Origin of the sequence: Neobacillus niacini (genome assembly GCF_048572935.1) — a bacterium.
GTDB classification, from domain to species: domain Bacteria; phylum Bacillota; class Bacilli; order Bacillales; family Cytobacillaceae; genus Neobacillus; species Neobacillus niacini.
The window spans coordinates 960,082-975,284 of sequence record NZ_CP183883.1 but is presented as its reverse complement, the minus strand read 5'-3'; the positions used below and the strand labels follow the sequence as shown (position 1 = coordinate 975,284).

At 39.2% G+C, this 15,203-nt stretch carries 11 protein-coding genes; 2 read left to right on the top strand and 9 right to left on the bottom strand.

Going from position 1 to position 15,203, the window contains the following annotated elements; genetic code table 11:
- Nucleotides 1-5: 5 nt before the first annotated feature.
- The 8 genes from ACN6MT_RS04635 to ACN6MT_RS04600 all read right to left on the bottom strand — a co-directional run bounded on the left by ACN6MT_RS04635 (nucleotide 6) and on the right by ACN6MT_RS04600 (nucleotide 7,726).
- Complete coding sequence (locus ACN6MT_RS04635; RefSeq protein WP_419954912.1) at nucleotides 6-623, bottom strand: ABC transporter ATP-binding protein; 618 nt, start codon at nucleotides 621-623, stop codon at nucleotides 6-8.
- The gene (locus tag ACN6MT_RS04630) at nucleotides 613-1,536 is read right to left on the bottom strand and encodes an ABC transporter ATP-binding protein (protein ID WP_419954911.1); all 924 of its coding nucleotides are present in this window, start codon (nucleotides 1,534-1,536) and stop codon (nucleotides 613-615) included. Before ACN6MT_RS04630 ends, ACN6MT_RS04635 begins: the two co-directional genes overlap by 11 nt.
- A gap of 17 nt (nucleotides 1,537-1,553) precedes the next feature.
- Nucleotides 1,554-2,375, bottom strand: a complete 822-nt coding sequence (locus tag ACN6MT_RS04625) for an ABC transporter permease (RefSeq protein ID WP_419954910.1) — start codon at nucleotides 2,373-2,375, stop codon at nucleotides 1,554-1,556.
- Nucleotides 2,372-3,358: an ABC transporter permease gene (locus tag ACN6MT_RS04620; RefSeq protein ID WP_419954909.1), complete on the bottom strand. Its 987-nt coding sequence runs from the start codon at nucleotides 3,356-3,358 to the stop codon at nucleotides 2,372-2,374. The genes ACN6MT_RS04625 and ACN6MT_RS04620 overlap by 4 nt, the downstream gene beginning before the upstream one ends.
- A gap of 20 nt (nucleotides 3,359-3,378) precedes the next feature.
- Nucleotides 3,379-4,938: an ABC transporter substrate-binding protein gene (locus ACN6MT_RS04615; protein WP_419956378.1), complete on the bottom strand. Its 1,560-nt coding sequence runs from the start codon at nucleotides 4,936-4,938 to the stop codon at nucleotides 3,379-3,381.
- Between the two features lie 198 nt (nucleotides 4,939-5,136).
- Nucleotides 5,137-5,730, bottom strand: a complete 594-nt coding sequence (locus tag ACN6MT_RS04610; protein WP_419954908.1) for a hypothetical protein — start codon at nucleotides 5,728-5,730, stop codon at nucleotides 5,137-5,139.
- Nucleotides 5,731-5,742: 12 nt separating this feature from the next.
- A complete protein-coding gene (locus tag ACN6MT_RS04605; protein ID WP_157411816.1) occupies nucleotides 5,743-6,927 on the bottom strand; it encodes a ParM/StbA family protein in 1,185 nt (394 codons plus the stop codon).
- A 340-nt stretch (nucleotides 6,928-7,267) separates the two neighbouring features.
- Nucleotides 7,268-7,726, bottom strand: a complete 459-nt coding sequence (locus ACN6MT_RS04600) for a DUF3052 domain-containing protein (RefSeq protein WP_419954907.1) — start codon at nucleotides 7,724-7,726, stop codon at nucleotides 7,268-7,270.
- Between the two features lie 238 nt (nucleotides 7,727-7,964).
- Between ACN6MT_RS04600 and ACN6MT_RS04595 the strand changes: the two genes are divergently transcribed.
- Nucleotides 7,965-9,800, top strand: a complete 1,836-nt coding sequence (locus tag ACN6MT_RS04595; protein ID WP_419954906.1) for a M6 family metalloprotease domain-containing protein — start codon at nucleotides 7,965-7,967, stop codon at nucleotides 9,798-9,800.
- Nucleotides 9,801-10,112: 312 nt separating this feature from the next.
- Nucleotides 10,113-12,488, top strand: a complete 2,376-nt coding sequence (locus ACN6MT_RS04590; RefSeq protein ID WP_419954905.1) for an immune inhibitor A domain-containing protein — start codon at nucleotides 10,113-10,115, stop codon at nucleotides 12,486-12,488.
- A gap of 353 nt (nucleotides 12,489-12,841) precedes the next feature.
- Here the strand turns inward: ACN6MT_RS04590 and ACN6MT_RS04585 are convergent, their stop codons facing one another.
- Nucleotides 12,842-14,965: a peptidase M6 gene (locus ACN6MT_RS04585; protein ID WP_419954904.1), complete on the bottom strand. Its 2,124-nt coding sequence runs from the start codon at nucleotides 14,963-14,965 to the stop codon at nucleotides 12,842-12,844.
- Nucleotides 14,966-15,203 lie beyond the last annotated feature (238 nt).

The following is a 15,203-nucleotide window of genomic DNA, read 5'->3' as shown; positions in this document are numbered from 1 at the left end:
GTCTTTTATCCTTCTCTCATTACATTAGATGAAATATCAATAATTCTGCTGCAAAGTCTATCCAAAAGCGGCGCTTCATGGCTGATTACAAGTATCCCCATATTTTGCTTTTTTGCCATATCTAAAACAACCTGCCATATTTGTGCTTGGGTAATCGCATCCAGCATGGTTGTCATCTCATCAGCAATTAGAAATTGTGTCATTGGACCAAGTGCTCTAGCTACACAAAAGCGCTGCAATTCCCCGCCTGATAACTCATTAGGCCAACGTTGCAGCCAATCCCGATCAATTCCTAATCTTTCTAGTAATTCATCATCAGGATTCCACCCTTCATGAAGGATATCCTTCATTCTCCATTTTGGATTTACAGCTTTTTCCGGGTGCTGAAATACTAGCTGAACAGGGTGATAGCCCGTCTTTGGCAATGGAGCGTCATTCAGCTTTACAGTACCTTCCAATGGCTGTTCATACCCCGCAAGGATTCGTCCAAGTGTTGTCTTCCCAGCTCCACTAGGGCCAACAAGACCGACAATTTCTCCCTTTCTAAGGCTTAAATCAATATGACGAAATGTCCAATTATTTTTCCGATAACCAAATCCAACATTTATTGCTTCAAGTTGCATATATACACCTTACCATTCCATCACGAATATACCTTTCCTCCGGCAGCCCTTTTGAACACTCTGATGTGGCATGTTCACATCTAGGGGCAAAAGGACACCCCGCAGGCAAATCATTCGCTAGCGGCTGTGACCCCTTAATTGGAATAAATTCATTTTGAGGAAGGGCTCTCCATAATGCTTTTGTATAAGGGTGTCTGAGATTCTCACCCTTACCAGAGAAGTCTGACACTGGTGCAGTCTCAACGGTTGTACCTGCATAAAAAACGGCAATTTTATCTGCAACTTTTAAGGCAAATTCAATATCGTGTGTAATAATCATAACTCCACTGCCATTACCAGCCAACTCCCGAAAAGAGTTCTCCGCTTCCTTGATAACCTCCATATCAAGTCCCGGTGTTGGTTCATCTGCAATAATCACACTGGCTTCACTTACGACTGCCATCGAAACAAGAACACGTCTTGCCATACCGCCAGATAATTGAAAAGGAAATAATTTTTCAACAGTTGGATGTAACTTATATTTCTCAAAAATTTCCTTTTGTGCTGTAACAGCATTTCTTTTTCTAACAGAAGTTTGTACCTGTGAGCCTATTTTCATCAATGGATCTAAAAACTTAACGGATTGCGGAATGATTACAATTTCTGTTCCTCTTAGTTCCTCTTTACGCTGTTCGGTAAGCAGTTGACCTTCATAAAAAATATTCCCTGTTAACGTAGCATTTCCCGGTAATATTCCAAGAATCGCGTGAGCCAACAGGCTTTTACCAGACCCGCTTGAACCGACAACTGCCACAATTTCCCCTCTGTTGATTGACACATTTAGATTATGTATGACTTGATTTTGTTCCTGCCTTAGCCCTTTGGAATATTTTTTAAAGGATATAGATAAATTTTGCACTTCTAGGATAGACATAACTTTCAACCCCCATCTTATTCATTGGCACGATAAGGGTCCACAAGTGACCGCAGACGATCCCCTATTAAATCAAAGGCACGGACTACCAATAGTAAGAGCAGACCAGGGAAAAATGCCAGCCACCACATACCAGTAGATAAGTAACGCATTGATTCTGATAGAATGATACCAATTGCAGGCTGGTGCGGTGATAACCCCATGCCTAAGAACGTTACCGCCGCTTCATGAAGGATTGCGTGAGGGAATAGTAAAAATAAGCCCACTAAGAACTGCGGGACAAGGTGAGGAAATATATGCTTAATCGCAATAAACCACCTTGATTTCCCCAGTCTTCTTGATGTTTGGACAAAGTCTGCTGCTTTAATCTGCATGACCTCTGCACGAATAACCCGAGTTAAGCTTGGCCAGTGGGTGAGTGCTAAGCCAATAATGACACCCTTCATACCACCGCCGACTACAAAAGCAATTAAAATAAGCATCACTAAATGAGGGACACTTAAAAAAAGGTCGACAAGCCAGGAAATGACGGCGTCGGCGATACGACCCATTGTTGCAGCCATTATTCCCAGGCACACCGCTATTATGACAGAGGCAGTCGCAGCGATTAGTCCAACACCTATACTAATAGATAATCCTTTTAGCGTTCGAAAAAGCATATCCCGCCCCAGCCAATCTGTACCAAATGGATGAGCGAGCGAGGGTGGAAGATTACGATATTCTAAGTTGGTTACAATTCTATCATTGCTGACCAGCAAGCCTCCAACAAAAATAGTCACTACTACCACGGAGGTAATGGCTGATACCAAAATTGCAGACTGTCTTTTATTTAATTTCATAGCGATCTTCTCTCCTTCATCCTGGGGTCAACAATAAAGGAAATAAGATCGGCCATTAAATTCCCCACAAAGACAAATATTGAACTAAAAATCACTAAACCGAGAAGGAGTGGAACATCACCACGCAGACCGGCTTCAACGGTTGCCTGTCCTAATCCTGGGTATGAAAAAACCTGTTCTGCTAATACAGCTCCTCCAAAGAGTTCGCTAAAAGCGGCAAAATGAAGGGTAATAGCAGGCAGAGAAACATTACGAATACCATGTCTCCATATTAGTGTAAAGCCCTTTTCTCCCTTTGCTTTGGCAAATAAAATATACTCACTTGAGAGGATTTCAATCAGTTTTTGTCTTGTATGTAAAGCAATGTTCGCGACACCTACAATACTTAGTGTGAGGGCAGGCAAGATTAAATGTGCAATACGGTCCGTAAGGGTTACATTTTCAGCCAGCACACCTGCTGGCACCCCCATTCCAATTGGCAGCCATTCTAACCAAACGGCAAAAATCATTAATAATACCAGTCCCATCCAAAATGTCGGCGTTGACGCCAACGTATAACAGTACCACTTGATAATCCGATCTGCCCATTTATCTCTTTTCACCGCCGCTACAATTCCCAGCACAAATCCAATAACGCCCGATAAAATCCACGCAATAATCATAAGCGCAAGGGAGTTCAAGAATTTTTCGCTGATAATTTCGGCAACTGGTTGGCGATAAATCATCGAGGTTCCAAAATCTCCTTGTAACAGGGAAGAACCCCAATGATAAAACTGTTCTGCTGGTGGTTTATTTAATCCCCAGTTTTCAGCTATATTCTCTCGCTGCTCAGGACCAACCCTCATCATATCCGCACCTATATAAGCCTGAATGGGGTCAATGGGTGAATGGCTGATAAGTATAAAGGTAATGATACTAATCGCGCACAGGAGTGATAGGAGTCTCGTCATTTTCCTAATAATAAATAAAACTATATTCTGCATTTTAGCGTTACACCTATCATCTATTTCTCATCCCATTTCCAGTCAACAAGATTATCCGTAATTGGCCAGCCATGTGCATGAGGCTCAATTTTCTGCTCCGCAATATCTAGCTTTTCGTTAACTAAATAGAGGTGATCAATATTAACTAACCAAGCCCAAGGCGCATCTCCTTGAGTACTAAAACCTGTTTCCCCGTCCCACTGTGCTTTTTTCCAGTATTCAATTGCTTCTGCCTCTGTCCTAGCTAATAGCGCCTTTTCAAGGTATTCATCTACCTTATCATTAGAATAGAAACCGGAGTTGTAATACTCCATTCCTGCCATTTTTCCGCTAAACAAATTATAAATTTCAAGCGGATCATGGCTTCCCCAGCCCATCATTACTGCATTTGAATGCATTAATGTTTCGATTTCATCCCAACTTTTTCCTTCTACGTTGATCTTAATCCCTAATGGTGTCATCATATCAGCCACCGCAATAGCTAATGATTGTCTTGTCACATCACTGGCAGGATATAGGAGATCAAACTCCGCTTTAAGACCATCCTTCTCGAGAATCCCATCGCCATTCTGATCTTTCCAATTCGCTTTAGACAATAATTCCTTTGCCCTTTTTAGATCACCATCTTCGATCTTTGATTCTCCATTTGACCAAGGCAGACCATCTGCCACCGAGTAGCCAGGTGTACCATGTCCCTCTAAAACTCCATCAACAAGAGCTTTTCGATCAATGGCCACATTAATAGCTTTACGAATAGCCATATCGGCTGTTACATCATTTCCAATCGGATTTCCTTCTTTTGTTTTCTCCCCTGAAGGAACATATGGGAACATGATTCCGCGATTATCAACACTCTGAACAGCTTCAAGACGCATTCCCGGAACTTTATTTTCACTAAACGAAGCAGGTATATAAGCAACATCCACTTGTCCTGCTTTTGCAGCGGCAAAGGCTGCATCTTCATTTAAAAATAAGAAAGTGATTCTTTTAAAGAATGGCTTTTTACCATAGTAGTTAGGGTTCGTTTCAATAATAATCTGTTGTCCTTTATCCCATTGCACAAGCTGATAGGGACCGGAACCAACTGGTTTTTCTGAATAATCATCCCCATATGAATGTTTTGGGATAATCCCTAATGTTAATAACGAATGAATAAAGGTAGAATTGGCGTTTCGAAGGTGAAACTCAACTGTTGTTGGATCCTTCACCACTACCGTCTCAAGAATATTTAAATCTAAAACTGAACCACTCGTTAGTGCCTTTTCAAACGTAAATTGAACATCCTCTGCGGTTAAGGGCTTGCCATCTGAGAACATCACATCATCCCGCAGGTTGACAGTCCACACCTTACCGTCGTCACTAACCTCATAATTTGTTGCTGCGTCATATGTAATAGCTAAATCATGATCTCGTTTTAATAATGTACTCTGAAAAAGAGGCGAACCGTATTGTCCCCAGCCTAATACCGGGTCAAACCCTGTTTCCGGCTCATTTCCAACTGCTAAAATGAGTTCTTCTTTTGCCGAACTTCTTTCAGTTTTTATTTCACCATTGTTCCCTTTTGCGCAACCTGCAATCATTAATGAAAGAATGACCGCAAATAGCGTAATCGTTTTTTTCAACTAGCGCACTCCTATCTATCTAAAATAAACGTTTGTCCTCAATTTTTTGTTAAGAAAATTATATCATAGGTTACCGAACGTATTTATTATTTAATAAAATTTCACTACAACGAAAAAAGGTAAGCAAGAAATATTGCTTACCTTTTTGATCTTCATTTATTTATTCATACTAGCTAGAAATCCACCCAGCAGGTCATCTAAATCAAGCTCTTCCTCAACCTTTTCTTCTTGTATCAATGGTTTTGCATTTTCCCAGTCAAACTCGTCCAAATCATCATCCATATCGGATAAATCGATAGAAGCTGCAGTTTCCTCTACAACAGGATCATTTTCTGGATAGGAACTTATATCATGTTTCTCAGGAAATACATCTTCTTGAAGGTATAACGCTTCATCAATATCTACTGATTTGCTATTTAAACTTGCCAAGAGAGCACTTGAACGAACTGGATCAACTATCAATTGATAGATAATACTTCCTAATAATGCTTCTGAATGCTCGTGCTTTAGCCAGTCACGCTGCGCTTTTGTCAGCTTTCTCGGCAGAGGAACGGTAATCATCTCACGTTCTCTTGCATTTACGTTCCCGACACCTTCCATCACAAACTCAGCAATTTTACTTGAAAAATTTCTTCTTTCCGTTTCCTTTAATTTTTGCAGCTGCTTAATTAAATGGTCAGGTGTGTCAGAAGGGACACGGAAGGAAATAGCCTGTCCCCGCTGAATTTCATTTGAACCAGCCTTTTTCATATCATCACCTTATTAATTGGTAACAGGTTTTTTCGTTTGCGTTTGGTCTACTTTTTGTTTCTCTGCTTTTCTCGCATAATCCATAATGAGCTTGTAATAGGCATTTGCCATCATCCAAATACTCTCTTTTTCATCTTCAAAGAAGTCAATATTAAAACCATCGAGATTATTATTTAATGTTTTAAGATAATCCTTTAATACGGTCGCACCGCCGCCCACAAAGTAGCAAATTTCGGTTTGTGAGTTCTTTGACCAAACATTTCGCAATAAACGGTATTGTTTCTTTGCCAAATCTAGCAGGATACGGTCTGTTATATCGTGAACACTAGTACGGCTTCCTTTAACCATGATATGATTTCGGTCGTTTTTCTTCGTAATGATTTCAACAACATCACGGCGGCTGTCTAGTTCGACACCATGCTTCGACCTGATTTCTTCTCGGATTTGTTCTAATGATTCTGATACTCCTAGATTAAAGCCTTGCGCTTTATCATCATCTACATTTCGATTCTTAATAACTGCGATATCTGTTGATAATCCACCAATATCCTGAATCAATATACGCTTATCTATTAAGTCTTTATTAATGATTTTTGAATTATTATCCATCACTAGATTAATATAAGCGGCAAAGCCTTCAGGGTATACTTTTATTTCATCAAACTTAATGTTTACTTTTAACCCTTGGTATTTAGGTGTAACAAGAAACTCTACTTGGTGAACCGAACCGATTAACTTCGAACGGTAGCCTGCATCCTTACCTTCCTTAACTTCGCGAAGAGGAAGGCCTGTTCCAAGTGTGTAGTTCGCATCAATGACGTTTTTGGTTTGGCGGAAATTATTCTTATTCCCTTCTTTTACCGCGTCCAATGCTAATGTAGTAAAAAGTAGAACTAAAGTTTGGTCTTCCTCAGACTTGCTGCTTCCAGGATCTAGTTCTGTTCCATTAGGACTTTTTGTTGCGAGATTACCTACACGGTAAATAGCATTGTTATCCTTCAAAGCAGGGGAGTGGACTCTGATATGAATGCCATCAAGAGGATTTTTATCATCTAATTCTTCTATTCCTATTACAGGGCGGTCTTCCGTATCTCTGGCAATAATGTTAGGAATATTAAGTTCATATTCCATTTCTCCAAAAATCGCCTTAATGGAATCATTTCCAACATCAACGGCTGCAATTCTAGTATTATTCAAAATTGTCATCCTTTCATTCTCTAATTTTAGTTGTTAATGAAGATATGTATCTAGTTCTCTATTATAAGATTATAGGAGATTGATAGATTCTTCAATCAGGAAGTATAAAAGAAATGAAAGTGTAAAATTGTAAACAATACGTAATCGTTGTATACACTTTTTGTATACAACGATTACAAACCTGTACACATCCTGTATTTAAGCCATGTTTACAGGTTTGTATACTTGTAAACATTATTGTAAACACCGTGTATACAATAATGTAAACATGTGTACAAATATCGTAAACACGTAAACACTTTTTGTAAACAAAGAAAAGACCCTCATTTAAGAGAGTCTATTACTGCTCCGTCCGTTTTTTACCTTCCTCCGTTACAGCAAAGGTTCGAACCATTTTCTTAATTTTTTCAGTGCTCCGGAATCTCAATGCAGACCAATCTTCGTCAATAGCGACTTGTCGTACTGGCTCAAAGCCCTCATCAGAGAGCATATACATAACTGTTTCACGGCTGCAATCTGATCCTTTGTAGACCTTCGAAGATTTCTTAGGATAACAAAGCCAAAGTAAGCCATCCTCTTTTACATAAGATACAGCGTGTTTAGCGTGTGATTGAAGATCTTGATTACTTGTTCCAAATACTTGAACAAAGTCATACTTCTCTTGTTCGGCCTGTTCATGGACCTCCCCTTCAAATGCCGCCTTAATACTATTATAAGACTTTGGTGCATTGATAACTAAAACAGGCTGCCCTTGATCCTTAAAATTCAACTTTTTTAATGTAGAAGCTGCTTCTGACATGTTAACTTTCCTCCATTCTATATACTTTTTATCTTAGCATAGACATTTTTTCAGGACATTATTATTGTATCTTTAACTTTCATCACACAGTCTGCTATTCTATCGCACTATTTAAAAATACGAGAAATTAGGTATTTCGTCTCCCTAAATATATGTCAAAATTAGGTATTTTGTTTCTATATTATGTCTGATAATTCTGATATATTTTAATTCTTAAATAACGTTAGGAGTGACGGTCATGTTAAAGGTTCTATCAAAAACGGGTCTATCTCTAGCTTTAGCTGGAAGTATTGTGGCAGCAGGTTTTCAATCTACTGAGAGCCCTTCGTCCACAAAGGATACATACAATCTAAGTCTTGCAGACTATGTCGGGGCAGCCCCAGAGCTAGCTGCAAAGGCAAAGGAACTAGGAGTCGATTTGTCAAAGGTTGACCCTGCAGAAAAGGCTAATATAGGAACTAAATTCCAGAAGCCTGGCGACAATCATGTAGCATATAAAAAAGCAACAGGCGATGTACCAGTCCTAGTCATCCTCGCAAAATATAAGGAAGGCGATGAGCCAGTTGGCGACTTAAAAGGACAAGTCCCTGCACATTACTATGAAGACTTAATTTTTGGTACAGAATATAATCCATATGAATTAGACGCATTTAAACAATATGCTGAATATAACGGTGTGAAGGCTCCAACAGATCGGACTATGCAAAATGCTTATAAGGAGTCTAGTAATGGGAGAGTAAATTTAGTCCGCAAAGAAAATACTGAGTTTGTTTGGGTAGAACTTCCTCATGGTGCTTCATATTACTTAGACCAAGAGGGGAAATATGCTGAAAACGGGAAATATGTACTTGGAAACGTAAACGGAGACGCTCACACAGGAGAATTTGTTCGTGATTTATTAAAAGCAGCAGATGACCAAATTGACTTTTCAAATTATGCTGAAGACGGCGAAGTTCCAAACGTTTTCGTTATTCATGAAGGAACAGGAGCTGAGTGGAGTCAAGACCCTGCACAATTCTGGTCTCATAAATGGAGTTTATTAAGTGCTTTATACTATGGGAAATACTATGAAACTGGTAAACCAGCAGATGTTCATGCTGGAATGAGTCAAAGTGCTTGGATCAATAAGACTGTTGCCGAGGATATGACTTATGATGGTGTTATCGTAAATAACTATAATATTCAGCCTGCAATTGGCGGTAACGTAGCTGGGTTTGACTTAACAACTGGCGGATATAATGACGCCTTGAAAACCGGCCCATTCCCTGCACAAGCTGGGGTTTATGCACATGAATTTGGACATGCATTAGGTCTTCCTGATTTCTATGATACTGTTTACACCTCTGAAGGTGTTGGAAACTACTCCATGATGGCTGGCGGCTCTTGGATGCGTTATCCTGATAATGGTGCTTACTCTGGTAACTCCCCAACTCATTTTGATCCATTCTCAAAGGTTTTCCTTGGATGGGCTGAACCAAAAGAAGTTAAGCCGACAGATGGAGTCCAAGAAATTACCTTACCCGCTATTAATAAAGCCAATGCTACAAACGGTATCGTAAAGATGGATGTTCCTGGATCTAATGGAACAGAGTATTTCTTATTCGAAAATGTACAGCAGGATGGCTTTAATAAAGGGTTAATCCGTCAAGGCACCGATTCCCATGGTTTATTAGCATGGCATGTCGATGAAAACATCATCAACTTATATCAAACTGCCGGTTTCCGTCCTAATAACGTTGAAAACTGGATGAACAAGCGCTTCCAGTATAACCAGTCACAAACAGCAAGTGACGGCACTGTTGTTACACATTACGGATTATCTCTTCTTCAGGCAGATGGATTATATGAATTAGAAAAGAATGTAAACCGCGGTAACGCTGGAGACTTCTTCAAGACAGGTGCGAAGATCACTCCAACCTCTTCTAATGTTCATACTGGTTCCTACTACTTCTGGAAGGGCTACAGCGCTACTCCAGCAGACTCAGGAATTCATGTAACGGATATTAAAGAAAATGCCGATGGATCCATCACAGCTAAATTCTATTATAATTTTAATGAAGGTACAAAAAAGTAAAAGATATAGGAAACCTGAGTCCCCTTCGGCTCAGGTTTTTTGTCTGATTACAATTAAAAATTTACTTTTTTTGTAAAGTTAGATCATTTATTACCGAAGACTGTTGTCGTTTTATTAGGTATTTATTCTTTTTTTGTAATAAATAAATTAAATATTTACAATATTCACTCAAAGTACTATCATCATATTACACTACTATTTTCTTAGGGACTCGAACCTTTTTAGTAATAGTAGATTCAATTAATTAAGGAGGGATCTATACATACTGACTGGTGGGTTAAAAGGGGTAAAAATAGAAAAGGGAGGTTCTACATGAAGAAGAGAAAAATACTATCCACTGCACTAACAGTATCTTTAGGACTAGGGTTGTTTAACGTTGCCTCAGTCCCCCCTACTGCAAAGGCTACAGATTTCACAAAAAAAGGCGCTTCTAATGGCGCTCCAATTGACTTAGGAATTGCAAATGATGAGAGATTAATAGAAATGCTCAAGAAAAACGGCACAATTGCTAAGAATGCTACCCCGGCTGAGGCGGAGAAGGCCTTACAAAAATTCTTGAAAAATAAAGCAGCTGGTGCAACAAAAGAAACCGGAGAGGTTTATCAGCACGAAAAGAAATTACAAAGTACTTTAAAAGATAATATGGCTAAGACCGGATTAACAAGCGGCAAAGGAAATAAACTTGGGCAAGCGAAGAAAAATACTGTTGACTCAGTTAAAGAGGAATCTTGGACTGGCGGTCAGCGAAAAGATAATGTCCTAGTATTACTTATAGAATATCCTGATTTCCCTCATAATAGTATCTCTAAAGACGAAACGGATATGTATTATAAAGATTACACAAAACAACATTATACCGACATGGTATTTGGTGAAAATGGTTATACAGGGCCAAATGGTGAAAAGCTTATCTCTGTTAAACAATACTATGAACAACAGTCTGGAGGAAGTTATACCATTGATGGAGAAGTAACGGAATGGTACATGGCCTCTAAACCTGCTGCGGCTTATGGTGGAAATAATTCTAGTGATAATGACAAAGACCCTCGTGGTCTAGTAACGGAAGCATTACACGCTGTTGCTGGGGATAAAAACGTGGACCTAAGCAAGTATGACCAAGAAGATCGTTATGACCTTGATAGAGACGGAAATCTCCGTGAGCCAGATGGTTTAATTGACCACTTGATGGTTGTTCACTCTAGCGTCGGTGAGGAAGCCGGTGGTGGCTCCTTAGGGGCAGATGCCATTTGGTCACATCGTTCTAGCTTAGAAGATGTTACAACTCTTCCAGGTACTACAGCTAAAGTACCTTACTGGGGTGGTGAGTTAGCAGCTTATGACTACACCATTGAACCTGCCGATGGCGCAGCTGGTGTGTTTGCTCATGAATATGGGCATGACTTAGGTCTTCCTGATGAATATGATACCATCTATTCCGGCGCTGGGGAGCCCGTTGAGTATTGGTCAATTATGTCTGGGGGCAGCTGGGCAGGTAAGGTCCCTGGCACTGAACCAACTGGGTTTAGTCCTTATGCTAGGGAATTTTTACACGCATCCATGCCAGGTAGTAACTGGTTAACGGGAAAAACTATAAATCAAGCGGATGTGAGTAGCAAAGGTACTGAAGTCCTACTCGATCAAGCAAACTCTAAAGGTACAAATAATGATGCTGTACGTATTGATTTACCTAAAAAAGTTACAGTGATTAACACCCCGCCAGCAGGTGATTATGAATACCATGGTGGAAAAGGTGATGAAGCCGATCACACAATGGTTAGAACGGTTGACTTAACAGGTGCTAGTACAGCTGCGCTTGACTTTGATGCATGGTATAACATTGAAGAAGATTGGGATTTTGCTATGGTTCAAGTATCTACTGATGGTGGATCTACTTGGACATCCTTATCCACACCAAATACTAAATCTACATTAGTGGAAGGTGGATATTCTGATATTGCGGATAATCTTCCTGGCTACACTGGTTCAAGTAATAGCTGGATACATGAACATATTGATTTATCTTCCTATGCAGGAAAGGAAATCAAGCTTCAGTTCCGTTCTATGTCTGATTGGGCCGCTAACTTAGAAGGCTTCTTCGTTGACAACATCAAAGTAACAGCCGATGGGAATGAGGTATTCTCTGATGGTGCTGAAGGAGAATCAACATTTGATCTTAATGGGTTTGCTCAGCATAATGGTAAAACAGAAGCTGTACACTATTACCTATTAGAGTGGAGATCCCAGAATGGCGTTGACCAAGGCTTAAAAAATATCCGCCGAGGAGCTAGCTTAATGAGCTATGATCCAGGTTTAGTTGTTTGGTATGTTGATGAAACTTATGGAGATAACTGGACTGGAATACACCCTGGTGAAGGATTCCTTGGAGTTGTGGACGCTGATCAGCATGTGAATTCTTGGAGTGATAAAGCCCTTGGTTCTACTCGCTACCAAATGCATGATGCAGCATTCGGTTTAAATAAGTCTCAGAAAATGTTCTTAAATTATCCAGGTCTATTCACAATGACAGACAACTTTACACAGCGTAACCCACTATTCGACGACAGTGCAGACTACAGCAACCCTGGACTAGTTGACGCCGGACGTAATGTACCAAAATACGGATTAAAGTTCCGTGTTGTGGGTGAAAGTTCTGATGGTACGGTTGGTAAAGTATTAATTTTTAAATAATAAGACTTTGCTTGAAAAATAAACGGTAAAATTCCGTTTAAATTTGGAAATACCTATTTTTCCTTGAGTATAGGGGGAGTTTTTCCGCTTATATTATCGAAATCTTTGAGTTTTGTCCTATTTAGAGCAGCTAATCGGAATATCTCCGCTTAAACTGCTTTTTAAGCTTCTTCTTTATACATTAGGCGGAATTTCTCCGCCTTTGTATACTCTCATACCTACAGAAAACTCAACAATGAATAATAACACAGCCAAATAAAATCAAATACCGCTATTCGTGACTCCGGTAATTGCCGGAGTCATTTTTTTCATAAAAAAAGACCGAGAATAAATCATTCTCGATCTTCATTTCTTTACTTTTTCTTTCCAGACTTCTCTTTCAAATGTACTTCATATGAAAAATCTACTGGATTTTTATCGTCTGCAGGAGCTGCATAAGACGTAATCATATAGTTCTTTCCATCTTTGAATAATTGTCTCAATGTTAAAGCGTCCTGTTCGGTTACATTGAATGGATCCACTGTAATTACCTTGTAATTTGTTTTAGCACCCTTTTTATTACCAACTTCCTTCTCGTTGATAAACGTTACGGTGTAGTTTACGTACTGACCTGCTAATTCTTGGAGGGACTTAAAGTCTTCGGTAGAGCTACCATCATTGGTATATCCAATTTCCGGAATTTCAATTTTATCAATAAACCAGCCACCATCAGTGTGACCCCAATCTGTTAAGTAACGGAAGGAAACCAATATCTTACTACCAGCATACTCACTTAAATCAAAAGTTTCTTTTTGCCATTCTTTTATATTTCCAGTAAAGCCAGGTACGTTTGCTTTAATTTTTGGATAGCCTTCTTCGACTACATCACTGCGGGTATTTTCATTTTCTAAGCTCTTCCAAGTCTTTCCGCCATCTGTAGATACTTGAACAACCCCGAAATCCCACTGTTCTTCAATATCAAGGTACTGATCAAAATTTAGTGTTGCTGAATTAACCTCTGATAAATCTGCTTCAAGGATGATTGCATTATCTGCTTCGTCTCCCTGTCCGCCCCATAATACCTTATTCGCAGCATCGTTAGGATCTGCCACAGATGTCCATGGAGTTCCTAAGAAGTCCACACCGTCAAAGGAAATACTTCTAATCTTATCTTGGAAATCTAATTCTTTAAAGTCACCGCCCCAGGCAGGAACGCCCTCTTTTTCAAATGTTACAGCCTTTTCAAAGTCAACGGTCTTTCCACGCTTTGTACCTTTACTATCAACAGTAAGGTCACGAAGGTCAATACTATCAAAATTATAAACTCCGTTGCCGATTCTATCAGAGTCTAGGGTTAATGCCGTAATAAAGTTTTGATAAAGTTGTGTAAAGTCAAGGCTAGAACCATGCGCCTTTAACACTTCATTTACACTGTTAATTCCTTGGGTTTCACTTAGTGCTAAGTCACGAATAAATTCGCGACCAAATTTATCATTCATATATAATGTAAATAAGTATACTTGACCATAGTCAGCAATCGTTTCAGGACCTGTTTTTGTTACACGGTGCTCATCCCAATTTACCAATGAATTCTCAGGATGATCTAAGTAAAAGTTAATCGATCTATCATCATGGCCATATCCACCAAGATATTCTGAGAAGGTAGACATACCTTCATTTAGCCACGTTTCCTCTGCACCATCGTTATCAGCATGAATTAAATGCTGTAACTCATGGATAGTCGTACCAAAGAAAGTAGACTCTAAACGAGTTTCCCAGCTGTTTGTATCAATCGTAATAATATTTCTATCAATATAGTTCTCTAGTGTTTGCCAGTAGAAACCAGCAACAAAGAAGGGATAACTCGGGTCAGTATAGTTATCATCTTGGATATTATCTACTAACATGATAACCTTATCGCTGCCCTCATAGTATCCAGCCGGAACATTTCTTCCAGCTAGTGGAGATTTAGATCCATCATGAACATCAGGTGTCCCAAAGAAAGCTGTAGCTTTTGGGTAAATATTATTATCAAATTCATTACGTAATTTATCCACTTGTTCCTGTGTTACAACATGTGCTGGGCGCGGATCTCCTGCTGGAAATGCAAGGTCATTTGCTACCCAAATTTCTACGTTTTCACCCACACTTCGTAGTGTAAATGGTTTGAACTTCAAATTCCTATTTAAGAATTGTTTCGTTCCTCCATTGTATGTAAAATTACTATTCGCAGTTGTACTTGTAGACGATGGATCCTCATTAAAATTAATCTGTGCAGCCTGCTCGGCAATTTTCGCCTCTGCTTGCTTTAAGTATGTAGAATCGTTACTTAATAGATTTAATTGTCCATCAATATCTACTCGATCTCCATAACGCTCTACATCCCATTTTGGTGTAGTTGCAGCTTCTGCCTTCGATTCGTTAACTGATAATGGAGCAAAAAGTGATAGAGCTAATGCACTAGTTGAAAGAATGGATAATAGTTTTTTCTTTTTCAACTTCTGATTCCTCCCTTATATCTCTATGTGATTTCCAAATAATAGTAACATATAGAATTTTTGGAATATATAGTCAATCAGACACAAACACCTGCGCCCAAAATACCAATTTTACTATATTTACAAATATTACCTTCCTCCTAAAATTTGGTTGTTAAAGTGATTGTTTCTCCGACAAAAGCACCAATATTCTATACTAAAATTATTTCCCAGAAATAATTCATAGTTTTCTTTTAGG